This window comes from Microbispora catharanthi (genome assembly GCF_006334915.2).
Classification (GTDB): domain Bacteria; phylum Actinomycetota; class Actinomycetes; order Streptosporangiales; family Streptosporangiaceae; genus Microbispora; species Microbispora catharanthi.
The window spans coordinates 133,799-155,117 of the sequence record NZ_VDMA02000022.1; the positions used below are offsets into that span (position 1 = coordinate 133,799).

Annotated in this window: 22 protein-coding genes and 3 pseudogenes; 11 read left to right on the forward strand and 14 right to left on the reverse strand. The window is 70.0% G+C overall.

All coding sequences use genetic code 11. The features are described 5' to 3' along the window. Positions 1 to 20 precede the first annotated feature (20 nt). Positions 21 to 479, forward strand: coding sequence for a protein-tyrosine phosphatase family protein (locus FH610_RS33255; protein WP_420813754.1), 459 nt, complete (start codon positions 21 to 23; stop codon positions 477 to 479). Positions 480 to 1,674: 1,195 nt separating this feature from the next. On the opposite strand, the gene FH610_RS33260 is transcribed toward FH610_RS33255, so the two are convergent. The 6 genes and pseudogenes from FH610_RS33260 to FH610_RS33285 all read right to left on the reverse strand — a co-directional run bounded on the left by FH610_RS33260 (position 1,675) and on the right by FH610_RS33285 (position 6,477). Further along, positions 1,675 to 2,166, reverse strand: a complete 492-nt coding sequence (locus FH610_RS33260; protein ID WP_139579193.1) for a hypothetical protein — start codon at positions 2,164 to 2,166, stop codon at positions 1,675 to 1,677. Between the two features lie 49 nt (positions 2,167 to 2,215). Further along, positions 2,216 to 2,665 carry a hypothetical protein gene (locus FH610_RS33265; RefSeq protein WP_139579194.1) on the reverse strand — a complete coding sequence of 150 codons (450 nt, stop codon included), beginning with the start codon at positions 2,663 to 2,665 and terminating at the stop codon, positions 2,216 to 2,218. 49 nt (positions 2,666 to 2,714) lie between these two features. Then, positions 2,715 to 3,772 (reverse strand): annotated as a pseudogene (locus FH610_RS33270) (IS256 family transposase). Positions 3,773 to 4,236: 464 nt separating this feature from the next. Next, on the reverse strand, positions 4,237 to 5,049 hold the full coding sequence (locus FH610_RS33275) for a class I SAM-dependent methyltransferase (RefSeq protein ID WP_139579195.1): 813 nt from the start codon (positions 5,047 to 5,049) through the stop codon (positions 4,237 to 4,239). Between the two features lie 9 nt (positions 5,050 to 5,058). Further along, positions 5,059 to 5,514, reverse strand: coding sequence for a GbsR/MarR family transcriptional regulator (locus tag FH610_RS33280; protein WP_139579196.1), 456 nt, complete (start codon positions 5,512 to 5,514; stop codon positions 5,059 to 5,061). Positions 5,515 to 5,547: 33 nt separating this feature from the next. Beyond that, positions 5,548 to 6,477: an alpha/beta hydrolase gene (locus FH610_RS33285; RefSeq protein ID WP_139579197.1), complete on the reverse strand. Its 930-nt coding sequence runs from the start codon at positions 6,475 to 6,477 to the stop codon at positions 5,548 to 5,550. 299 nt (positions 6,478 to 6,776) lie between these two features. Here FH610_RS33285 and FH610_RS33290 point away from each other — a divergent pair, with 299 nt between their 5' ends. From FH610_RS33290 to FH610_RS43975, 3 genes are all read left to right on the forward strand, one after another. Continuing rightward, complete coding sequence (locus FH610_RS33290) at positions 6,777 to 7,379, forward strand: winged helix-turn-helix domain-containing protein (RefSeq protein ID WP_139579198.1); 603 nt, start codon at positions 6,777 to 6,779, stop codon at positions 7,377 to 7,379. A 243-nt stretch (positions 7,380 to 7,622) separates the two neighbouring features. Beyond that, positions 7,623 to 8,351: an MFS transporter gene (locus tag FH610_RS43970; RefSeq protein ID WP_338104607.1), complete on the forward strand. Its 729-nt coding sequence runs from the start codon at positions 7,623 to 7,625 to the stop codon at positions 8,349 to 8,351. Positions 8,352 to 8,372: 21 nt separating this feature from the next. Further along, positions 8,373 to 8,726 carry a hypothetical protein gene (locus FH610_RS43975; protein WP_205826252.1) on the forward strand — a complete coding sequence of 118 codons (354 nt, stop codon included), beginning with the start codon at positions 8,373 to 8,375 and terminating at the stop codon, positions 8,724 to 8,726. An 86-nt stretch (positions 8,727 to 8,812) separates the two neighbouring features. Here FH610_RS43975 and FH610_RS45755 read toward each other — a convergent pair. Then, a pseudogene (locus FH610_RS45755) lies at positions 8,813 to 8,934 on the reverse strand (IS701 family transposase); the annotation flags it as partial. Positions 8,935 to 8,959: 25 nt separating this feature from the next. Then, positions 8,960 to 9,520, reverse strand: coding sequence for a TetR/AcrR family transcriptional regulator (locus FH610_RS33300; protein ID WP_139579199.1), 561 nt, complete (start codon positions 9,518 to 9,520; stop codon positions 8,960 to 8,962). Between the two features lie 82 nt (positions 9,521 to 9,602). On the opposite strand from FH610_RS33300, the gene FH610_RS33305 reads away from it, so the two are divergent. Together FH610_RS33305 and FH610_RS33310 are read left to right on the forward strand one after the other, a co-directional pair. Continuing rightward, on the forward strand, positions 9,603 to 10,457 hold the full coding sequence (locus tag FH610_RS33305; protein ID WP_139579200.1) for a patatin-like phospholipase family protein: 855 nt from the start codon (positions 9,603 to 9,605) through the stop codon (positions 10,455 to 10,457). A 170-nt stretch (positions 10,458 to 10,627) separates the two neighbouring features. Beyond that, a complete protein-coding gene (locus tag FH610_RS33310) occupies positions 10,628 to 11,251 on the forward strand; it encodes an O-methyltransferase (protein WP_139579201.1) in 624 nt (207 codons plus the stop codon). A 47-nt stretch (positions 11,252 to 11,298) separates the two neighbouring features. On the opposite strand, the gene FH610_RS33315 is transcribed toward FH610_RS33310, so the two are convergent. Then, positions 11,299 to 12,744 (reverse strand): MFS transporter, encoded by a 1,446-nt coding sequence (locus tag FH610_RS33315; protein ID WP_240809343.1) that lies wholly within the window; start codon positions 12,742 to 12,744, stop codon positions 11,299 to 11,301. Positions 12,745 to 12,849: 105 nt separating this feature from the next. Here FH610_RS33315 and FH610_RS33320 point away from each other — a divergent pair, with 105 nt between their 5' ends. Next, a complete protein-coding gene (locus FH610_RS33320; RefSeq protein ID WP_139579203.1) occupies positions 12,850 to 13,269 on the forward strand; it encodes a MarR family winged helix-turn-helix transcriptional regulator in 420 nt (139 codons plus the stop codon). A gap of 38 nt (positions 13,270 to 13,307) precedes the next feature. Here FH610_RS33320 and FH610_RS33325 read toward each other — a convergent pair whose 3' ends face one another. The 4 genes from FH610_RS33325 to FH610_RS33340 form a co-directional block, all read right to left on the reverse strand. Continuing rightward, positions 13,308 to 14,078 (reverse strand): phosphotransferase, encoded by a 771-nt coding sequence (locus FH610_RS33325; RefSeq protein WP_205826253.1) that lies wholly within the window; start codon positions 14,076 to 14,078, stop codon positions 13,308 to 13,310. Positions 14,079 to 14,122: 44 nt separating this feature from the next. Further along, positions 14,123 to 14,797 carry a hypothetical protein gene (locus FH610_RS43350; protein ID WP_205826254.1) on the reverse strand — a complete coding sequence of 225 codons (675 nt, stop codon included), beginning with the start codon at positions 14,795 to 14,797 and terminating at the stop codon, positions 14,123 to 14,125. Between the two features lie 31 nt (positions 14,798 to 14,828). After that, a complete protein-coding gene (locus tag FH610_RS33335; RefSeq protein ID WP_139579205.1) occupies positions 14,829 to 14,975 on the reverse strand; it encodes a DNA/RNA helicase domain-containing protein in 147 nt (48 codons plus the stop codon). 311 nt (positions 14,976 to 15,286) lie between these two features. Beyond that, positions 15,287 to 16,366 (reverse strand): ADP-ribosylglycohydrolase family protein, encoded by a 1,080-nt coding sequence (locus tag FH610_RS33340; protein WP_240809344.1) that lies wholly within the window; start codon positions 16,364 to 16,366, stop codon positions 15,287 to 15,289. Between the two features lie 125 nt (positions 16,367 to 16,491). Here FH610_RS33340 and FH610_RS33345 point away from each other — a divergent pair, with 125 nt between their 5' ends. From FH610_RS33345 to FH610_RS33360, 4 genes and pseudogenes are all read left to right on the forward strand, one after another. Continuing rightward, complete coding sequence (locus tag FH610_RS33345; protein WP_161628140.1) at positions 16,492 to 17,718, forward strand: ROK family transcriptional regulator; 1,227 nt, start codon at positions 16,492 to 16,494, stop codon at positions 17,716 to 17,718. Further along, positions 17,715 to 18,608: a polysaccharide deacetylase family protein gene (locus tag FH610_RS33350; protein WP_139579208.1), complete on the forward strand. Its 894-nt coding sequence runs from the start codon at positions 17,715 to 17,717 to the stop codon at positions 18,606 to 18,608. Before FH610_RS33345 ends, FH610_RS33350 begins: the two co-directional genes overlap by 4 nt. Before the next feature lie 126 nt (positions 18,609 to 18,734). Next, positions 18,735 to 19,403: pseudogene (locus FH610_RS33355) on the forward strand (MFS transporter); the annotation flags it as partial. Positions 19,404 to 19,596: 193 nt separating this feature from the next. Continuing rightward, positions 19,597 to 20,142 carry a YceI family protein gene (locus FH610_RS33360; RefSeq protein WP_139579210.1) on the forward strand — a complete coding sequence of 182 codons (546 nt, stop codon included), beginning with the start codon at positions 19,597 to 19,599 and terminating at the stop codon, positions 20,140 to 20,142. 94 nt (positions 20,143 to 20,236) lie between these two features. Here FH610_RS33360 and FH610_RS33365 read toward each other — a convergent pair. Then, a partial coding sequence (locus tag FH610_RS33365; protein WP_139579211.1) for a tetratricopeptide repeat protein occupies positions 20,237 to 21,319 on the reverse strand: 1,083 nt, incomplete at its 5' end.

A 21,319-nucleotide genomic window follows, 5' to 3' on the forward strand; every position in this document is an offset into this window, starting at 1 on the left:
ATCTCGGGCGGCTGAGCATCATGGCCAAACCCCGCGGCGGAGAGTGGCTACACGATGAGATGACCGCGCTGAGATCCGAGGGCGTCGACGTCTTGGTCTGCGCGCTCACCCCGCCCGAACTTCAGGAAACCGGCCTCGGCGCAGAGGCGCAGGCTGCCCGTGAGGCCGGTCTGCACTTCGTCGCGATGCCCGTCCCCGACCGCGATGTCCCCGATCTGCCCACGGTCCTGCCCGCTCTCCGGGAACTCGCCGAACGGCTGCATGTCGGCGCCCATGTCGTCACGCACTGCCGCTTCGGCATCGGCCGCGCCTCCCTGCTCGCTGCAGCCCTCCTGATCCTCAACGGCGTCACCCCGGACACGGCATGGCAGCAGCTCCAGCACGCTCGAGGACTTCCCGTCCCCGACACCGTCGAGCAACGGGAGTGGACCACCGCGCTGCTCAAGCACCCCCCGCTCGGCAGATCAGATTCCACATGATGACGTCATTGACGTGCCCTTCGACCTTCCCGGAGCTGTGAGGCAAGGTCAGGCCGGCTTCGGCGGCGTCGAAAGCGCGCGCAGCCCTGTGACAACCTCCCGCTCGGTGACTCCATCCAAGGTTCGCCGAGGTTACCGAGGCAGAGCCGGCTCACGTCACGATCCGAGCAACCCTCCTTTGACGCAGTGCGGGCATCGACCCGATGCGGAGGCATGTCGTGTCCCGCCTCCTCGATGCCGCCCAAGCTGGCCGTCGGCGGCGGGAGTTCGCGGTGAGGACGAAGCTGTATCACGGTAGCTGGAGGAGTACGCCGCCCAGACTGGAGCCGCCGACGAGGCGCTGCTGCAGTGGGAGACGGCGCGCCGGCTGTCGGAACGCAGTGAGGCCTACCAGGAGCTCCTCGCCCGGACCGTCAGGGACGAACTGGCCGTCGCCCAGATCGCCGGGCTGACAGAGGAGGCGCGCAGGGTGGAGGAGGTGCTGCGTGCCAGCGTGCGCCGTGCGCGCAGAGCGGGGCTCGCCCTGGCTCCGGAATCCACGGCCAACGGGCTGGCGAAGGCGAGCTGATGCCGTACTCCCGCAAGGGCAGCCAGATGCGGGCCCCCGTGCCCCGCTGGGTGAGCGGTCTGGGCGCCGCCACCCTGCCTTGCGGCGTCTGCTTACCCGCCTTGGTCCGGCGCTGATGGTCGCGGCCGAGGACAGAGTCGACTCTGCTCCCCGCCGGTGGGCCTGCCATCAGCGGGACGACTCTCGCAACCTCAGGCGTGGGATTCGGCAACATTCCGGAGCTGTGGCTCCTTGCCTTTGGTCGTCGTCTGGGCGTCGAAGCCCCCGCCCGGTACGCCTACGTCCGGCCACATCTCCTACATGCCTGTACGCGATTGCCTGGTCCTGTGTACGACACCATGAAGGGGTGATCTCCGCTGATGAGCTCGTCGGCCGGAGGCTTGTACGGGCCACCCCGCCCCTCTCGGTGGCCTCGACGTTGGCACGGGCGACCGCCCTGCTGGCGTACTCGGACAGGGAGATGCCTACCTACCGTGGGGTGAGCGAGGGGCTGACCGCCGTCGCGGACCGGATGGCTCGGTATCTCCCTTCTCGTTTGGCGCCAACGGGCTTCGTTTGCGCTCGTGCTCCCCAGCACGAGACGGACAACGGGTACTGCGTCATGCGCCCGCTCCCGGAACAGATTCTTCAGAGCTGAAGGAGCGACGGGATGGCGTAGAGGAGGAACCAGGCCAGGGCGGCGATCCAGGGGAACTTCATGTAGGTCTTCTTCTCGCGCGCCTCGTGTTCGCCGTTGTTCTTGTAGCCGGCGAGGGCATCCTGCAGACGTCGTAGAGATCGCCGGTAGGAGGGATAGCCGGTGATCATGCCGAGAACGGATCCACCGAAGTGAAGAGAGCCGATCACTTCATCGTCGTCCAGTACGACGACGATTCCGCTGCCTAGAACGATGTCTTTGACGTGGGACCAGGGGATCTCACGCACGATGAGAAAATTGTCGACGAATAAGGCCGCCGGCGTCGCTCGGATCTTTGAGTGCCATGCGATCAACCAGACCACAAATGTGCAGGCCCCCAAGACGAAGGAGAAGAAGAGCGCACTTGCGAGGTCATGTATGACGGCGCCGCTCAGTATCACGGCGAGGCCCGCCAACAGCAGGGCTCCCCCGACAACGCCCATCAGGATGATTGCGGTCGGTTTCCTCGCGACCACCTGCCCACTTCGACTTTCACTCATTGAGCCAGCTCTCTCCCAGGTATTGGGTTCCGGTCGACGGCGCTGCCGTCTCGGCGTTGATGAGGAGGTTTTCGGCAGTGATACCGAGAGCCAGTCGGGAGCCGTGGGCCGGGCCGGCCTGCCTCGCGGCGCCGTTCGCTCCTATGCCGACCCTGGTCCACGGACTGGCGAACCACCCCTTGGTGGGACTCCACCCTTCTCGCACGCCTACCCGGCGCCCCGCCGTCGTCACCTTCCAGCCAGCGGTCAGGCCCTTTCCGAGATAGCCGAGGCCGACAGAGGTGGCGACATCCCATGCGAGGGTCTTTACCGCGTGGCTGTCAAAGGCGTCGCCTGCTTTGAAGGCGTTGCGCGCGTAGTTGAGACCCGCGATGCCCACCCCTACAAGAGCGCATGTTCCCGCGGATGCGACGATACATATTCCCAGGCCGACGATCGACATGGTCGTGCGGGTCTGTCCAATCAACGGTGTAACTCGGTCTTGATTGGTTCTATCGGGCGGTTGGGGTCAGGCGGCCTTCGAAGGTGATGGCGAAGGCGTTGAGGGCGGCCTTCAATCGGGTCACCCAGCGTTTGCGGCCCTTGCCGGTCGGGTCCAGGCTCATGACGGCCATGTAGACGCACTTGAGCGCGGCCTGGTCGTTGGGGAAGTGGCCGCGGGCCTTGACCGCCCGGCGGATCCGGGAGTTGACCGACTCGATCGCATTCGTCGAACAGATCACCCGCCGGATCTCGACATCGAAGGACAGGAACGGGACGAATTCGGCCCAGGCGTCCTGCCACAGCTTCACGATCGCCGGGTACCTACCTCCCCAGGCCTCGGCAAACTCCGTGAACCGCTCGAGCGCGGCGGCCTCGGTCGGGGCGGTGTAGACCGGCCGTAGCGCCTTGGCGATGGCGTCCCAGTGCTGGCGTGCGGCGTAGCGGAAGGAAGCGCGCAGCAGGTGCACCACGCAGGTCTGCACCACGGACTGGGGCCAGACCTGCTCGATGGCCTGCGGCAGCCCCTTGAGGCCGTCGCAGACCATCATGAGCACATCGGCGACGCCCCGGTTCTTGATCTCGGTCAGCACGTGTAGCCAGAACTTGGCGCCCTCGCCGCCGTCGCTGGCCCACAGCCCGAGGATGTCGCGCTCGCCGTCGGCCGTGACCGCCAACGCGACGTAGATGGGCCGGTTGGCGACCTGCCCATCGCGGATCTTGACGTGGATGGCATCGATGAACACCACCGGATAGACCGCGTCCAGGGGACGGTTCTGCCATTCGGCCCTCGATCACCTTGTCGGTGATGGTGACTGTCTTGGTACGGGTGCCGTTGCGGGTGTTGCCGCTGCCGCGACCGGCCGGATCGTGTTTGTCGTAGCCGAGGTGGTCGGTGATTTCGCCTTGCAGCGCCGACTCCAGCACCAGCTTGGTCAGCCGGCCCAGCAGTCCGTTCTCACCGACCAGCTCCAGCCCTTCGGCGCGGGCCTGTGACCAGCCGGGCCACCAACTCCCGATCCGACGCCTCATGCTCTTTCCGCGTCACCGCGGCGTCCTCCAGACGCATAGGTCAGCGCCGGTCAGGCTGGGGGTGGGACAGTTGTGGGGGTCCGTCGACGACGTCGATGGTGATGCCCGCATCGCTCTGGGTGTGCCGCCACAGCTCGGCGATCCCGGCCACAGCTTGCCCGGATATCGCGGCGGCGGTACGGGACGGTCGGGCGGTGGGTCCGACTGCGCGGTGTGTGGACTGACCCGCGGGTGGGGCGGCGGTCCCGGGTGCGGGGCCACGGGCGAAGCGGGCATCGGCCATCGGCGCTCTCCTGTAGTCGTCGGGCTCCCAGTAAGAGAGGGCGGCCGGCCTTCAGAGGGCCGACAATTTGGCCTGCTCATAGGACGGCAGGCTGAAGGCGGCGGGGTCGTTGACGTTGGCGTTGGAGGTGAGCAGGTCGCGGATGCGCGCCCCGTGCTCGGGAGTCGTGGCGTTCAGGCCACGGCCGGTTCCGGTTCCGGCAGACCTCCCGCAAGGGATCAGAACCGGTAGCGGAGAATGCGTGCCCCTTGCCGAGACAAGGCCGTGCTGCGGGCGGTGAGACGGGTGAGCGCGCGTAGGGGTTGCGGGAACCGGGCTATTTCCGGTGCGCGGGTGAGGATCTGCTCCTCGATCAGTTCGAGGCCGGCGTCCCAGGACTCTGGTTCGTGTGGGTCGTCGAAGCCCTGGGCGGCTTTGATGCCGAGTGCCTTGATGGTCGGGTGGTACTTCATGGCCCAGGCCGCGAAGCGGGTGTAGCCGTTGAGCGCGAGCTCGCCCGAAGGGAAATGGCCGGTCAGCGCGCGGGTCATCGTCTGGAAGGAGTCGCCGGGCATGAAGGGGAGCAGCCCCTCGGCGACGATCATCGCCGGCCGGTCGCCGGGGATGGCTGTAAGCCAGTCGGAGCTGGTGAGGTCGGCTCCGACCAGGTGGGAACGGCCGGGCAAGCATTCGGATCGCAGGTGCACCACTTCCGGGAAGTCGATGTCGTACCAGTCGACGCCGGGCGGGGGATCACAGCGGAACATCCTGGTGTCCAGGCCGCAGCCCAGGTCGAGCACCACGCATCCGGGATGAGCGGCGATGTAGGCGCGGACGACGCCGTCGAGTTTCTTGGCGCGCAGTGCCGTGGTGAGGACGAGGTTGGGCTTGACCTTCAGCTTGCCGAAGTCGTAATCGATGGTGCCGGCCAGGTCGGCGGAGAGCGTATCGCCGAGGATCGGGCTGGGCTGCCCGGCGTCCAGAGCTCTGGCGTGGAGAGTGAGCAGCAGCGTTTCCTGGATCAGCCCGAGGTTGGGTTGCCAGCGGTGCATGGGGATTCCTTAACGGCGTAGCGGATGGCGGGCCGCGAGGTTCTGCAGCCACGTCAGGGAGTCGTGGGCGGCCTTGATGCGCTCGGTGCGGTGCCCCTCGCCGCCCACGATGTCGAGCCCTTCGTCGGCGATCTCGCCGAACGCGCTCAGGCTTTCGAGCTTGCGCTGGATGACCTTCTGCCAGGCGTCGTCTTCGATGCGGTAGTAGGAGGTGCGATCCCCGGGCCTTCTCACCTTCTTGACCAGGCCGATGGCCGTGAGGAAGCGCATGTTCGAGGTGAGCGAGGCCCGGCTGGCCTGGATGACCTCCGCGATCTGGCCGGCGGACTGCTCGGCCGGATCGCAGATCATGAGCCAGCCGAGGATGCGTCCGGTGATGGGCGGCAGCCCCCACTCCTCGACGCAGAAGGCTGCCACCCGTTCCACCCAGCGGAGCAGCCGGTCCTGCTGTTTTTCAGTGCTCATCGTCGCATCCTCCGTTGTTGATCGTGTGCCGGTTCACTGTGTCATGGCGGCCACCGACTCGTAGGTGGGTGTCGGGGTGATGTCCGCGAGCCGGGTCCTGCGCAGGTGAAGGTCGAACCAGTCGATCGCGAGCGCCATCGCCTCCTCCAGGCCCGGGCCGGTGTAGAGGCCGAGCACGTCGTAGGGCAGCACCGCGAGCCGCTTGGGCTCGCCTGCCTTGGCGAAGGCGCTTTGCGCCTCCTCGAGCATGTGGTACGGGTCCCAGCCGCCGTTAGCGATCATCAGCAGCGGCGTCGGTGCAAGCCGGTGGATGAGGTTCTCCGGTGCGAAGGTGAGCAGGTGCTCGGCTGAGTCGAGGGTCTTCTCGTTGCGGTAGGTGGGAAACAGGCGGGTCGACATGTCCGGGGTGTCCTTCACGCTGTCGCCCTCCAGCGTCAGGTGCGGCACGCGAGCGCTCTGCCCGCCTTCGTAGCGCCGCTGCCAGTCCTGCTGCAGTTGGGCGCGCAGCGCGTGGACACCGGCGCGGCCGAGGAGGCGTTCCATGTACCGCCATCCGTTCCACACGCTGGGGCTCTGCACGACGACGCACTTGATGCGCCGATCGAGCACGGCGGCCTGGGCCGCCACCGAGCCGCCGATGCTCACCCCCCACACCCCGATCCGCTCCGGCTGCACTTCGGGACGGGTTCGCAGGTAGGACACGGCGCTGCGGAAGTCCTCCACCTGCCGCTCCGGGTAGTCCAGGCCGCGCGGCTCGCCTTCGCTCGAGCCGACCGTGCGATAGTCGATGGCCAGCACCGCGAAACCGGCCTTCACGAAGTACGGCGCGAAGAACGCCAGCGCCTCTTTGACCATCACCCCGCTGTGCCCGAGCACCAGCCCGGGGACCGGGTCACTCGTCTCGGGCAGGTAGAGATCGCCCGCGCAGCGGGTGCCGAGGCTGTTGAAGGTCACGTGTTCCATGGCCTACTCCATACTGTTGGCTAGTTATTTCAAACATGACTGAAATTTCTAGCAATGTCAACTAGGCAACCGCGCCATCCCCGCCGCCCGGCTTGGTGCCGTTCCAGCCCTCGACGACGAACCTTGCGGCTGGAGATGGATGAGTGCGTCGATCTGGGCGTTCGGTGCCCGAGGCCACGAAAGGCTGCCGACCAGCTCGGATCCGATGACCTCAGGTTGATCAGCCGCGTGGGGCAGCGCTGCAGACTATGGTGCAGAGAGTCCTATGCAAAGTGTTCTCTGCAACACAGCCTGTCGGCATGAGCGACGAAGTGGAACCAAAGGCGGCGGCCCGACACAAGCCCGTACGGCGCCTTGACGCCCGCAGCCTGCGAGGCCTGGCGCACCCATTGCGCATGAGCATTCTGGAGATGCTGACCCTCGACGGCCCGGCCACCGCCACGGGACCGTCGGCACGCCTCGGCGAGAACACCGGCACCGTGAGCTGGCATCTGCGGCACCTTGCCCAGCACGGGTTCATCGAAGAGGAGACGGGCCGCGGCACCAAGCGCGAGCGCTGGTGGAGAGTCGTCGAGGACACGAAGGTCCTGGAGACCGCTGAATTCCACGATGACCCCGACACCAGGGGTGCCCTGTCGATTTACATGCACGAGCTGGTGCAGCAGTACTTCAGCCGGAACTACCTGAGCGAGAGCTGGGACGGCGACTGGCAGCGCGCCGGCGCCATCTCCGACTGGCGGGACCTGCGGATGACGCCGGCACAGCTCAAGTCGCTCAACGACGAGTTGATGGCCGTGATCGCGCGTCACACTCCCGAGCCCGGTGCGGAGGCAGCGCCTGGGGCGCTGCCGATCATCGTGCAGATCCAGTCGTTCCCCCGCAAAGAGCGGGGAAACGGATGAGCCATGAGATACCTGTCAGTCTCCTGCGTCGCGATCGGGACTTTCGTCTGCTGTGGTGTGGAGAGACCACGGGGAAGTTCGGCGCCTCCGTCACCGCCGTGGCGATGCCCCTGATCGCCGTCTCGCCCCTGCACGCCACCACATGGGAGGTCGGGGTACTAAGCGCCTCGGCCTGGCTGCCCGTGGCTGGTCATCGGTCTCCCGGTCGGAGCGTGGGTAGATCGGGTGCGTCGCAGGCCCGTCATGCTGACCGCTGCCGCGGTGTCTTTCCTGCTGTTCTCCGTGGTTCCGGTCGCGGAGTGGACCGGCCACCTGAACGTTGGCCTGCTGGTGGTCATCGCGCTGCTGACGGGCACTGCCGCCGTGTTCTTCCAGACCGCCTACACCGCCTACCTTCCCAGCATTCTGACCCCCGCAGACCAACTCGAAGGCAACGCGAAGCTGCACGGCAGTGCGTCGGCCGCCCAGATCGCCGGCCTCGGCTCCGCCGGCCTGATCGGGCAGACGGTAGGCGCGGTCAGCGCGATGTTCGCCAACGCGGCGACCTTTCTCTTCTCCCTCCTCTGCGTCGCGAGCATCCGCAAGCGCGAGCCACGCCGCGAAAGGAGGGCCGTCCGCTCTAAAGCTCTGCTCGACGAAGTCGGCGAAGGATTGCGACTGGTCGCCCGGGATCCCTGGCTCCGCACGCTGACGTTGTTCGGGGCTGCCTCCAACCTGGCCCTCATGGGCTATCAGTCGATCCAGGTCGTCTTCCTCGTCCATGCCGTGGGCCTGGCGCCCGGAGCGGTCGGCGGGCTCATCGCAGCCGCCAGCGCGGGAGGTGTCGCCCGGGCATTCGTCGCGCGCCGGGTCGCCGACCGGATCGGGACCGCCCGCGCGATGCTGCTGTTCGAGCTCGGGTTCGCGATCTTCTCGCTGCTCATCCCGGCCGCCTCTGCCGGAGCCGGGCTCCTTCTCTTCGCCACGGGGTGATTCTGCGTGGTAGCAGGCGTCGTGGTCGGCAACGTCATCAAGGCGAGCTTTCAGCAACGTTACTGCCCGCCGGAGCTTCTCGGGCGTCTCTCGGCGAGCACGGCTTTCCTCAACTACGGAACAATTCCGCTGGGCGCTCTGCTCGGCGGATGGCTGGGAACTGTCTTCGATCTCCGTACAGCCATTTGGATCACGACGGCTGGAGTGCCGCTGGCCGCGCTCATCCTCCTTTTCTCCCCCCATCGGGCGCTCCCGCGACTTGCCGATGGCCCCTCGCCCCAGGAGTGTCCCGGGGCAGACATACCCCCGTCCGGCCACATGACGGTCGTGATCAAGGCGTCCGGCATGCTTCCCCGCCGCGCCTGCTTCTACTAGTACTCCAGCGGTAGATCGTGATCATGCTGGGGCTGCGGCTCGGCGTTCATAGTGGCTCGCTTGGATCGGGCCTGGCGGCGGCTGGCGAGGTCGCCGGTCTCGTCGACCACGAGTACCGCCTGGTCGTCGTGCAGGTGCTCGGCACGTAGTCGCGCAGGTCGTCACGGACGGCGTCGGCGTCCCACTTGGCCCGGTTCGGCAGGCGCTGCCACCGCGTGATCGTTTGTCTTCATTCAATGCCGGAGGAGTTCGCAGAAGCGGTCCAGGGCGCGGTCGGTGCGGTGGCGGTCGCCGGTGGTCGTCAGATCGAACAGGAGGCCCCGGATCACGGCCATGACCAAGGTGGGAGTGACGGTGTCGTCAGGGGTGGTGGCGATGTCGCGGAACGTCGCGCCGAGGGTGTCGAACCAGTTCGTGATCGCCTTGGCTTGGTCCGGGTATTTCTCGGGGTGAGCCAGGCCGTCGGCGTGCACCTCGAAGATCAGCCGGACGTACGGGGCGCGCTCGGGTGCGCTGATCCAGGCCCAGATGCCGCGCAGGCGTTCCTCCGGAGAGCCCGCCTCCGGCGGGAGGTTCTCGGCCAACCGTGTCGCACCGCGGCGGCGGGCCTCGGCAAGGACGGCAGATACCAACTCCTGCTTGCTGCCGAAGTCGTAGAGCAGCATCCGCGGGCTGGTATCGAGAGCCGCGGCCAGCGGCCGCAGACTCAACCCGGCCAGGCCGTGCGCCAGTACGTAATCGGTCGCCCGCGCCAGCGTGGCCTCCCGTCGGGCGGGATCTGGGGGTCGCCCCACGGTGGATCATCCTCTCGCCAGCGCCGATCTGAGCCTACGTCAGTATATGGTACGACTGTTTCAATAATGGGAGGAGGCAGTCATGCACTCGCTCGACCGGGCACTCGTACTGGGCGCCGGAGGTCTCGTCGGCACGGCCTGGATGGCTGGGCTTGCCTGCGGACTGCGCCGCGGCGGGGTGGATCTCGGCGAGGCCGATCTGATCGTCGGCACCTCGGCCGGCGCGATCATCGCCGCACTGCTGGCCACCGGCCAGGACCCCGACCGGCTCGCCACCCCAGTGCGCCCTGCCGGCTCCGGCGGCACTCCTCCCCAGGTGGACGGGCGCCGGCTGGGCGAGGCGTTCGCGGTGCTCGGCAGTGCCGCCTCGAACCCGGACGAGGCGCGGCGCCGAGTGGGCCAGATCGCGCTCGCCGCCGAGACCGGCCCCGAGCAGGCGCATGTCGCCCGGATGCGCGCCATGGCCGGCGCAGACCGATGGCCGGACCGGCAGCTGCTCATCACCGCGCTGGACGCCGAGACCGGCGAGCAGGAGGTCTTCGACCGTGCCAGTGGCGCACCGCTGCCCACCGCCGTGGCGGCAAGCACGGCCTTCCCGGGCATCTACCCACCGATCACCATCAACGGCCGCCGATACATGGACGGCTCCCTGCGGTCGGCGACCAACGCCGGACTCGCGGCCGGAGCCCGCACGCTCGTGGTGATCGACCCGCAGGCGCACCTGTTTCCCCGCGAGTTGCTCCACCAGGAGCTGGCGGTCGCCGGGGCGCACACAGTGGTGACCATCGAGCCCGATCCGGCATCGATACGCGCATTCGGCTCGGACCTGAACGACCGGACGGCCTGGGAACCGGCCTACCAGGCGGGTCTTCGCCAAGCCACCGATGCCGCAGAGCGGCTCCGCCTCGCCTGGCAGACCGGATCCGTCACGAACTGATCGCCGCCCGATCTCCGAAGCGGTGCTGCTGTCTCGCCGGCCCCGCCCTCGACCTCGTGGGTCTCCCCGGCCATTCGCGACCAGCCGCCAACCAGGTCGTCCGGTCGCCCGGATCACGATCTGCCGCTGGAGTACTAGGGAAACGACGTCGGTCGGCCTAACCTGGGGCGATGTCGGTTGACGGTACGGCGGCCTACGCCGATCTCGCGGGGTTGCCTCCGCTGGTCGGGCGTGCGGTCCAGGTGGCCCGGCAGGCGGGCTTCGCTCCTTCGTGCCGGCCTGAGCAGGGGCGGCTGCTGTACGCCCTGGCGGGCGGCGCCGAGACGATCGGGGAGACCGGCGCCGGGTGCGGAGTGGGCCTGGCATGGCTGGCCTCGGGCGCCCGGCCCGGGGCCCGGCTGGTCAGCGTCGAACGGGACGCACGTCGCGCGTCCCTGGCCGCCCAGGTCTTCATCGATCACCCGCAGGTCACGGTCATCCGCGGTGACTGGCGGGAGATCCATCGGGACGGGCCGTACGACCTGCTCGTGCTCGACGGGGGCGGCCAGGGCAAGAGCGGTGAGCAGCCGGCCGATCCGCACCGGCTGCTCCGGCCGGGAGGCACGCTGGTCATCGACGACCTGACCCCGGCTCGGCACTGGCCGCCGCGGTTCGACGGCGCCGTCGACCAGGCGCGGATGCACTGGCTCGGCCACCCGGGGCTGGACGCGGCCGAGCTTCGCCTCGCGCCGGATCTGGCCGCGCTCGTGGCCACGCGCCGTTTCGCCGAGACGCCCGGCACGAAGGATCACTGACGGTCAGGCGCCCTCGGTGGAGTCGCGGCGCCGGTAGGCCGCCGGGGTCAGGGCTTCGTGGCGGTGACGGGCTCGGCGAGGACGTCGTGACCGGCCATACGGCCCACCGGGCGTGCGGGGAGAGCCAGGGTGACGGCGGCGGCGACGAGGGCGGCGGCGCAGCCGATCAGCATCCCGGCGCGGAAACCGCCCTCCGACGGCAGGACGTGCCCGCCCAGCCGGATGGTCATCTGCGACAGGACGACGCCGACCACCGCGGCCGAGACGGTGGTGCCGATGGAGCGCATCAGCGTGTTGAAGCTGTTGGCGGCGGCGGTCTCGGAGCGGGGGACCGCGGCCATGATCAGGGCGGGCATCGCCCCGTAGGCCAGGCCGACGCCGATGCTGCACACGCAGGTGACGATCAGCAGACCCCAGGTGGAGCCCAGCAGGACGATCGAGGAGCCGTACCCGAGCGCCATGACCAGGCTGCCGGCGATCAGGGTGACCTTGGGGCCGCGGGCGGCCGACAGGCGGGCGCCCAGCGGCGAGACGGCCATCATCATCAGGCCGGAAGGAGCCATCCACAGGCCGGCCGCCAGCATCGACTGGCCCAGACCGTAGCCGGTGGCCGCGGGGAGCTGCAGGATCTGCATGACGATCAGCGCCTGGGCGTACATCGAGATGCCGACCACGATCGAGGCCAGGTTGGTCAGCAGGACCTGCCGCCGCGCGGTGACGCGCAGATCGACCAGCGGGTCGTTGACGCGCAGTTCCCACCAGCCCCACAGCAGCAACACGACCAGTGCCGCGAAGAGCAGGCCGAGTGTGGTGCCGCTCGCCCAGCCCCAGTCGGCGCCCTTGGAGACGCTCAGCAGCAGGCACACCAGCCCGGCGCCCAGGCCGAGCACACCGGCGACGTCGATCCGGCCGGAAGCCCGGGCTGGCGTGGCCGGGACCAGGAGCCAGATCAGCACCGCGACCAGCACGCTCAGCGCCGCCGAGCCCCAGAACAGCATTCGCCAGCTCGCGTACTCGGCGACCGCCGCCGCGATCGGCAGACCGAGCGCGCCGCCGATCCCCATGGACGAGCTCAGCAGCGCGATGGAGGGGCCGAGCCGCTCGGGCGGCAGCAGGTCGCGCAGGGCGCTGATGCCGAGGGGGATCAAGCCCATGCCCATGCCCTGCAGACCTCTTCCGACGATCATCGGGGTCAGGGAGCCCGCCAGCGCGCAGACGACGCAGCCGGCGATCAGCGGCACCGAGCAGACCAGCATCATGAGGCGCTTGCCGTACAGGTCGCCGAGCCGGCCGGTGACCGGAGTCGTGACCGCTCCCGCGAGCAGCGTGACGGTGATCACCCAGGAGGCGTTCGACGCGGTGGTGCGCAGCAGGTTCGGCAGCTCGCCGATCAGCGGCACCACCAGGGTCTGCATCAGCGAGGCGACGATGCCGGCCACCGCCATCACGCTGACGATGCCGCCGGGGCGAGCGGCGGACGTGGAGCCTCCCACGTGGGTCTCCCTCGAATCGATGGGCAAAACGATGTGCACCCTACACACCATGTGTTACATGCACAATTCGTGTAGGGTGCACATATCTGTACGAGAAGGAACCGCATGGACAAGCCCACGCATCTCATCGAGTTCGAGACCATGCTGCTCGGGCGGCACCGGCACCTCGACCGCAGCGCCTACCTGCTGCTCAATCGCATCCACGTCACGGGCCCGATGTCCATAGGCCAGCTCAGCGACGCCTTCGGGCTGGACGTGTCCACCCTCAACCGGCACACCTCGGCCCTGCTGCGCGCCGGGCTGGTGGAACGGATCCCGGACCCCGACGGCGGCATCGCCCGCAAGTTCCGCCTGACCGAGGAGGGCGAGCGGTGGCTCGGTGAGGAGCGCGAGAAGAACATCCTCGGTCTGGAGAAGGTGCTGGCCGGCTGGACAGCCGAGGACGTCACGGCCTTCGCCGCCTACCTGAGGCGGTTCAACACCGACATCGAACACCTCGCCGGGCGGCCCTGGCCCCGCCTCTAGCAGCGAACACCTGTGCGGCGGACCCGCAGGCACCGGTCTCACTCGCCGGGGAAGCCGGTCAGTTCCTCGACCGCCGTGTCCAATGACCTGTCGACGCCGTTGCCGACCATCTTCCGGTACGCCGGGTCGCCCGCCGCCGCGAGCCGCCGGATGCCGTCGGCGGAGGCGCCGACCCGCTGGCGGACGGTCTCGACGAACCGCCCGGCCGGGCCGTCCCAGCCGTAGGCGTCGAGGAACAGCCGCAGTCTCCGGGGCCGCTCGGCGAACGCGGTGAACCCCTCCGCCGCCACCACATGGCGGGCGTGGAGCGGCACCCAGGAGAAGGCGGTGAAGGCGAGGTCCCACTCCTGGGTGACCGGACCGGCGAAGTCCCAGTCGAAGAAACCGACGAGGCGCCCGTCGGCCCACGCCGCGTTGTACGGCGCCGCGTCGTTGTGGCCGACGATCAGGCCGGGTCGCCAGGTCCCTCCCTCGCGCCAGACCGCGTCCGGCGGAGGGACGAAACTCGCCACCGCGGTGTGGAAGTCGCGCAGCCAGCCGGCCACCTGACGGAGCGCGTCGTCGCTGTGCACCCACGCGGGCCACGGCCGCGCGGTCCCGACCACCTCTCCCGGCAGGTACGAGAGGACCTCCCGCCCCTGGTCGTCGAACCCTCGTGCACGCGGGGCCCGGTCGAAGCCGACGTCCTCCAGATGCCGGAGCAACGCGTGCACGGCAGGCGTCCAGGGGCCGGGGACACGGCGCACCGTGTCGCCGACCCGGACCGCCCCATTCGTGTTCCCGCCCGGAAGACGTCGCTCTTCGATCACGCGTCCCATGATGGCCCCCTGACCGCCCCCGCGGGCCCTGACGACTATCGGGACAGAGTGCGTTCGTGAGCCGGCAGGGTCACGTAGGCGATGGGGCCGCCTGACGTGGACGGGAGGGGCTTGCCGAGAAGGAGCTCGGCGATTCGCAGGTCGTCAGCCGTGCCGCTCCCGACCACGTTAACGGGGGCGTCGAGGTCCCTGATGTAGCCGGCCAGTCGTGCGTCGAAACGGTGACGCGTCACACCGTCGTCGGTCACTCTGCTGTCCCAGCCGCTCAGGCCTGTCAGTACGGCGACGACGAACCCGCCGAGCGTGACGGGGAGGACGCCGGCCTCCGCGATTCTCGCCGGATTCCCCACCCACCACCCACGCAGCGCTTCCAGCAGTTCCGCAGGTGTCAGATCGGCGTGGAAGCCGATGAAGGGCCGGTCCTCGTCCGGGACCGGCTTCGCGACGTCGACTCGCAACACCGCCATTCTGGTCGTGCCCGGTGTGATGGGCATGAGGTGGTGTGGCGCGACAGCGGAGCGAGTCGCGATTCGCCGCGCCACGTCCGAGGGGATGACCGGCTTGCCGCCGTGCCGGGTGATCGCCGGAAGCAACCCGGCGGCCGCGACTTTCCGCAGGCCGGCGAGCGGGATGCCGAAGCGGATCGCGGCCTGTCTCAGGGTGATGAGGGTCATGAGCTCGTTCTCGGCGTGCAGCGTCGGGACCGTCAAGCGGCGCCGTGAACATGGGCGCCGGGCCACCCTATCGATCAAGCAGGGTGGCGAGGAAGTCCTGCGTCCTGGCGTCGACGGAGTAGACCGCCGTGCCGATCATGCCGCGGGTGAGCAGCACCTTGTAGGTGTTCCTCTTGGAGTCGGCGGCCCTGGCCTTCTCCACCGCGTGCAGCACGATTTCGTACTCCAGGCGCTGCCGGTCCAGCAGGACGAACCGGTCCCGATCTTGATCTCGGCCGCGGCCACCTTCAGCAGTTGCCCGGAAGGCCGGATCGCCGACGCCAGCAGACTGTCGGCGGCGCGCGCACCGGGTTCGGGCGCGAACTGCGCGCGCAGGTAGTCGACGAACCGACCGCGACGGCTCTGGCTACACAGACGGGTCCGCTCGTCCTCCACGCGGTCGTAGAGGTCGTGGATATCCGGGTCGTTCGCGTTGTGCAGGTAGGCGACGCCGCTATGCCGTTTGCGCCGAATCAGGTGGCGGGGTCAGCAGCCGGGGTATTTGTCGCGGTCGAGGCGGCCGCCGGTGAACTGGGTGGTGAAGTCGTCGGCGAGCTCGATGACGGTGTCCCTGCCCTCAAGCCGGGACACCCAGCGCCCGGGGAGGGCCGCGTCGCCGTACACCGTGCCCAGGAGGTTGCCGCAGAGGGAGCCGGTGGAGTCGCTGTCGCCGGAGTGGTTGACGGCCAGCAGCAGTGCCCGCTCGATGTCGTCGCCGCTCGCCAGTGCGCAGCAGACCGCGATGGCGAGCGCCTCCTCGGCCACCCACCCGCCGCCGAGCGTCTGCACCGCCTCGGGCGACGGCTCCGCCGCACCGGCCAGGGCGACCGCCGCCTCGATCGCGGCGGTGGTCTCCTCGTGTGCGGGCCGCTCGGCGAGCAGGCCGAGGGTGTCGTGTACGGCCGTGGCGAGCGGCGTGCCCTGGGACAGGAAGCAGACCAGCGCGGCGAAGGCGCCGGCCGCCAGATAACCGGTGGGGTGCCCGTGTGTGATCTGGGCGCAGCCGGCCGCGAGCGTGAAGGCCGCCCGCGGGTCGCGGGTGGCCAGTCCGAACGGGGCGGAGCGCATGACGGTGCCGCAGCCCTTGGAGCCGGGCTTGCCGGGGGCCGCGAGCGGGCCGAGGTCGGCGCGCAGGCCGGACACGCAGGCGTTGCCGGGCGCGCGACGGGAGTAGAGCCAGGTCTGCTCGCGGAGCCGGCCGGTGCGGACGAGGCCGTCGGCGGGCGGCGGCACGCGGTGCTCCTGCGTGTCGAGCCAGCGCAGGTAGGCGTGGCGGACCACCTGCACCTCACCGCCGCCGATTCCTCTCTCCCTGACGCGCACGTCGGCGCGGATCAGCCCTTCGACGGTGAACAGCGTCATCTGGGTGTCGTCGGTGACCAGGCCGGTCTCGCCGCGCCAGTCGGGCGCCAGGTCGGTCAGCCCCGCCCTGCCGTGGTCGCGGCGGATGGCGGCGATCGAGTCGAACTCCACGGGCGCGCCGAGGGCGTCGCCGACGGCCCCGCCGAGCAGGCAGCCGCGTACTCGGGCCCCGAACGGAATGTCGCCCGTTTCGGCATTACTCACGATGATCCCCTTTCTGCCTTCCAAGAACGGTAGCGGTCTTGTCGCGGGGCCGCCGATCGGATAGAAACGGCTCACCCTTGAGTAGGAAACTTTCCGACCTACTCGGGCCGGGTCGCGAGGTGAGCGTGAGCGGGAACTACCTGGCCGGGCCGCAGGGCCTGCTCTGGTCGATCAACGCCCGCGCCGTGCTCGACGTCATCGACCGTGAGGGGCCGCTGGGCCGGCCGGAGATCACCAGGGCCACGGGCCTGTCCAAGACCACCGTCGCCCAGGCGCTGCGCGAGCTCGTCGCGCGCGGGGTCGTCGAGGAGGCGGGCGCCGACACCACCCGTCGCGGGCCCGCGGCGACCCTCTACCGGATCGCCCCCCGCTGCGCGCTCGCGCTCGGGGTCGACATCGGCCACCTGCGTATCCGCGCCGTCCTGGTCGACGCGGCGGGGGAGACGCTCGCCCAGGCGGAGACCCGGGCGCCGCGCCGCAGGGTGGCCGACACGGCGGCGGCGGTGACCGCGCTCGCCGCCGAGTGCGCCGAACGCGCCGGGACCGGGCCGGGCGACATCGGCCAGGCCGTCGTCGGCGTCCCCGCGGTCGTGGCGCGCGACGGCCGCACCGTCAGGCGGGCCTACGGGCTGCCGCAGGGCGGCCGCGGCCTGGCCGAGGTGATCGAGCGCGACCTGTCCGTGCCCCTGCTGCTGGAGAACGACGTCAACCTCGCCGCCGTCGCCGAGCAGCGGTTCGGCGCGTGCGCCGGCGTCGCCGACTTCGTCCTGCTCGGCGTCGGGGTCGGCCTCGGCGCCGGGATCGTGCTCGGCGGCCGGCTGCACCGGGGCTTCGCCGGGGGAGCGGGCGAGGTCGGATTCCTGCCCCACCCCGCGACCGAACTCGGCACGGAGGTGCTCGGCGCCCGCCGCATCGCCGAACAGGCCAGGCAGGCCGGAATCGAGGGCAGCCCGTCCCCGCAGGAGATCTTCGAGAGCGCCAGGGGCGGCGACGAGAGGGCACTCGCCGTGGTCGACGCGACCGCCCGCAGGATCGCCCACGTCGCGGCGTCCATCGCCCTCGTGATCGAGCCGGAGCTGTTCGTGCTCGGCGGAGCGTTCGGCGCCAGCGCCGACCTGTTGCTCGGCCGCATCCGCCGCCACCTGGCCAGGGACGCCGCGCCGCTGCCGATCAGGATCATCGCGAGCGGCGTCTCCGGGGACGCGGTGCTGCGCGGCGCGGCCTGGCTCGCCCGTCATCGCGCGCGGGAACGCGCCTTCGCCGCCGTGATGGGCGGGCGGCCGCACGACATGACGACCGGGGGACCGTACGACACGGACCTCACCGGGTCAGGGAAAGGGGACATCACGTGAACCTCGCACGACGGCTCGGCGCCGGGCCGGGCGACCGGCTGCTGATCGTGAACGCCGACGACTACGGCATGTGCCGCGCGGCCAACACCGGCATCACCGCACTGCTCGCCGCCCGCGCCATCAGCTCGGCGACCGTGATGACGCCGTGCCCGTGGGCCCCCGACGCGGTCCGTACGGCCGTCGCGGGCGGCTACGACGTGGGCATCCACCTGACGTTCACCAGCGAGTGGGAGGGATATCGGTGGGGACCGGTGACCCGCGACCGCGCGGTGTCCTCGCTCGTGGACGACGCCGGCTACTTCCCGGCCGACTGCCGCACCGTGGAGGAGCGGGCCGACCCCGAGGAGGTCCGCGCGGAGATCGACGCGCAGATCCGCAGGGCCGTCGCCCTCGGCCTCGACCCATCGCACGCCGACAACCACATGGGCAGCCTGTACGGCCTGGCCACCGGCCGTGACTTCCTCGACGTCGTCTTCAAGGCGTGCGCGGAGCACGGCCTGCCGTTCCGGCTGCCCCGGACCCTCGACGGCATGGGCCTGCCGGAGGAGCTGGAACCGTTCGCGCGGGCGAGAGCCGAGGCCGCCGACGCGGCGGGCGTGGTGATCCTCGACCGGCTGTGGACGCTGCCCTTCGAACTGGCGGAGGGGGAGACGTACGAGAGCGTCAGAAATGACATGATCGGGCTGATCCGGGCGCTGCGCCCCGGTGTCACCGAGATCTACATCCACCCGTTCGAGGAGACCGGCGAGCTCCGGCAGATCATGCCGCATCACGCCAAACGCGGCATGGAGCTGCGGCTGTTCACCGATCCGGAGGTCCGCCGCGCCATCGCCGAGGAAGGCGTCCGCCTCATCGGCTGGTCCGACCTGCGCACGGCCCAGAGGGCCTGATGAGGCGCGGACAGGTGCTGGCCTACGGGTCGGGCAACCTGTCGGTCAACCTGCTCAGCCAGGCGTTCGCGACCTTCGCCACCTTCTACTACGTCGACCACCTGGGCGTCGACCCGTCGCTCCTTCGTCACGTACGTCACCGGCGGCTTCCTGCTGCAGCTGACCTTCGCCCTGCTGCAGGCGGGGATCCCGTTCTTCACCAAGTACGCCCTGGGCGAGGCCGACTCCGCCAACACCGTCATCCTGGGCGCGGTGTTCGTCACCGCGATCCCGATGGTCTACGTGTGGAGCCGGGTGACCACCCGGATCGGCCCGCGCCGCGCCGTCCTCGCCGCGATCGTCGTGTACGGCGCGGCGCTCGTGCCGTTCCTGTTCGTCGGGAGCCTCGCCCTCGCGGCGGTGACCGGGGCCGCGATCGGCGTCGGCATCGCGGGCATGCTGGTGCTGCTGGAGATCCTGCTCGCCGAGGTGATCGACGACGACGAGCGCAAGACGGGCGCCCGCCGCGAGGGGATGTACTTCGGGACGAACGGGTTCATCGTCCGCTGGGCGGTGTCCCTGCAGGCCGTGGTCATCACCGTCGTGCTGTCCCGATCGGGCTACCACATCGGGGCGGCGGTCCAGTCGGCCTCCGTCGTGACCGGCGTCCGGCTGATGATGGGCCTGGTGCCCCTGGCCGTGCTGGCGCCGGCCTTCTGCTGCTTCCTCCTCTATCCGCTGCGAGCGGGCGCGGTCCACGGTTCAACAGCTCCAGCTCCAGCTCCGGAATCCGCTGCGCGTCGCTCCTCGTCATGACCGGCCGCTGCCGCCCTACCTCGAAAGACTCATGCGGTCGCCGGGCATGCGGCAGCTCCCACCTCACACTCCACGGTGCTGTGTCGTCGTACTGCTGAAGACGAGCACCATGCGGTTGTGGCATCGCCTCCCCGCGCTCGGCCTCCATCCGAACCCAAGGACCGGCCACGTTTCCCCTCAGGAGTGATCAGGCATGTCGACAACGACCGAATTCAGCGAGCTGACCGGTGATTACGTCCTCGACACCGCGCGTACGCGGATCGAGTTCGTCGCCCGGCACACGATGGCCACCCGTGTGCGCGGGCGGTTCGACGAGTTCGGCGGCGGCGTGCACCTGGACGGCGAGGATCCGTCGAAGTCCGACGTCCGGCTCGTCGTCCATGCCGACAGCATTCGGACCGGCAACGCGCAACGTGACGCGCACCTGCGCGGCAGGTTCCTGCGGGTGGACGACCACCCGGAGATCACCTTCACCTCAACCTCGGTGGAGCGGGCCCCCGGCGCCGGCTTCGAGGTCACCGGCGACCTCGCGATCCGTGGCGTGAGCAGGCCGGTGACCGTGGAGTTCGAGCTGACCGGCGTCGAGCACCACCCGCGGGGAGCCCTCCAGGTCTGCTTCGCCGGTCGCCTCACGATCGACCGCACCAACTGGGGCGTGAACTGGAACGCCGCGACCACGGCCCTGATCAGCCCGAAGGTGCTGCTGGAGTTCGACGTCACCGCGATCCGGCGGTCCTGACACGTCCGGCGCTGCCGGCCCACGCCGTCGGCGTCGGCGGGGTGACGGCCCATCGAGCGGAGGCCGGGAACGTGGTTGTACACGGTCGTACGCCTCACCATGGTCCGGCAGCCGACCCATCCGCCTCCAGCCCGAACCGCACCAGGTCTGCCCACCGGCCCCCCTTTCCCTCCTGCACTCGCCGCATGGCCAGGTCGTACAGCGCGGTGGCGTCGCCGGTGTCGGCGGCGGCGCGGGCGAGGCGTTCTGCGCTTTCGTGGTCGCCGGCCTGGTCCCGCTTCCGCGCCAGGTCCCGCAGCGCGGAGGTGTGGCCGGTGTCGGCGGCGGCGCGGGCGAGGCGTTCTGCGCTTTCGTGGTCGCCGGCCTGCTCCCGCATCTGCGTCAGGTCGTACAGCACGTAGCCGAGGCCGGCGTCGACGGCGGCCTGGGCGAATCGTTCCGCGCCCTCGTGGTCGCCGGCCTGCTCCCGCACCCGCGCCAGTTCCCGCAGCACCGTGGTGTCGCCGGTGTCGGCGATCGCCTGGTACAGACGTTCGGCGCCTTCGTAGTCGCCGGCCTGCTCCCGCTTCCACGCCAGGTCGTCCAGCACGCTGATATCTCCGGTGTCGGCGGCGGCGCGGGCGAGGCGTTCTGCGCCTTCGTGGTCGCCGGCCTGCTCCCGCACCTGCGCCAGGTCGTGCAGCGCGGAGGTGTCTCCGGCGTCGACGGCGGCCCGGGCGAATCGTTCGGCGCCTTCGTAGTCGAAGGCCTGCTTCCGGTTCCACCCCAGCTCCCGCAGCCCCAAGGCGTCGCCGGCGTCGGCGGCGGCGCGGGCGAGGCGTTCCGCGCTTTCGTGGTCGCCCGCCTGCTCCCGCTTCCGCATCAGGTCGAACAGCATGCTGGCGTCGCCGGTGCCGGCGGCGGCGCGGGCGAGGCGTTCTGCGCTTTCGTGGTCGCCCGCCTGCTCCCGCACCTGCGCCAGGTCGTCCAGCGCGGTGGTGTCGCCGGCGTCGGCGGCGGCGCGGGCGAGGCGTTCTGCGCCTTCGTGGTCGCCCCGCTTCCGTGCCAGGCCGTCCAGCGCGGTGGTGTCGCCGGCGTCGGCGGCGGCGCGGGCGAGGCGTTCTGCGCCTTCGTGGTCGCCCCGCTTCCGTGCCAGGCCGTCCAGCGCGGTGGTGTCGCCGGCGTCGGCGGCGGCGCG

What these genes read in the sequence shown, in the direction of transcription:
- FH610_RS33255 (WP_420813754.1), top strand. Translation starts at nt 21, where the DNA reads ATGGCCAAACCCCGCGGCGGAGAGTGGCTACACGATGAGATGACCGCG.
- FH610_RS33260 (WP_139579193.1), bottom strand. Translation starts at nt 2,166, where the DNA reads ATGGGCGTTGTCGGGGGAGCCCTGCTGTTGGCGGGCCTCGCCGTGATA.
- FH610_RS33265 (WP_139579194.1), bottom strand. Translation starts at nt 2,665, where the DNA reads ATGTCGATCGTCGGCCTGGGAATATGTATCGTCGCATCCGCGGGAACA.
- FH610_RS33275 (WP_139579195.1), bottom strand. Translation starts at nt 5,049, where the DNA reads ATGCACCGCTGGCAACCCAACCTCGGGCTGATCCAGGAAACGCTGCTG.
- FH610_RS33280 (WP_139579196.1), bottom strand. Translation starts at nt 5,514, where the DNA reads ATGAGCACTGAAAAACAGCAGGACCGGCTGCTCCGCTGGGTGGAACGG.
- FH610_RS33285 (WP_139579197.1), bottom strand. Translation starts at nt 6,477, where the DNA reads ATGGAACACGTGACCTTCAACAGCCTCGGCACCCGCTGCGCGGGCGAT.
- FH610_RS33290 (WP_139579198.1), top strand. Translation starts at nt 6,777, where the DNA reads ATGAGCGACGAAGTGGAACCAAAGGCGGCGGCCCGACACAAGCCCGTA.
- FH610_RS43970 (WP_338104607.1), top strand. Translation starts at nt 7,623, where the DNA reads ATGCTGACCGCTGCCGCGGTGTCTTTCCTGCTGTTCTCCGTGGTTCCG.
- FH610_RS33305 (WP_139579200.1), top strand. Translation starts at nt 9,603, where the DNA reads ATGCACTCGCTCGACCGGGCACTCGTACTGGGCGCCGGAGGTCTCGTC.
- FH610_RS33310 (WP_139579201.1), top strand. Translation starts at nt 10,628, where the DNA reads ATGTCGGTTGACGGTACGGCGGCCTACGCCGATCTCGCGGGGTTGCCT.
- FH610_RS33320 (WP_139579203.1), top strand. Translation starts at nt 12,850, where the DNA reads ATGGACAAGCCCACGCATCTCATCGAGTTCGAGACCATGCTGCTCGGG.
- FH610_RS33360 (WP_139579210.1), top strand. Translation starts at nt 19,597, where the DNA reads ATGTCGACAACGACCGAATTCAGCGAGCTGACCGGTGATTACGTCCTC.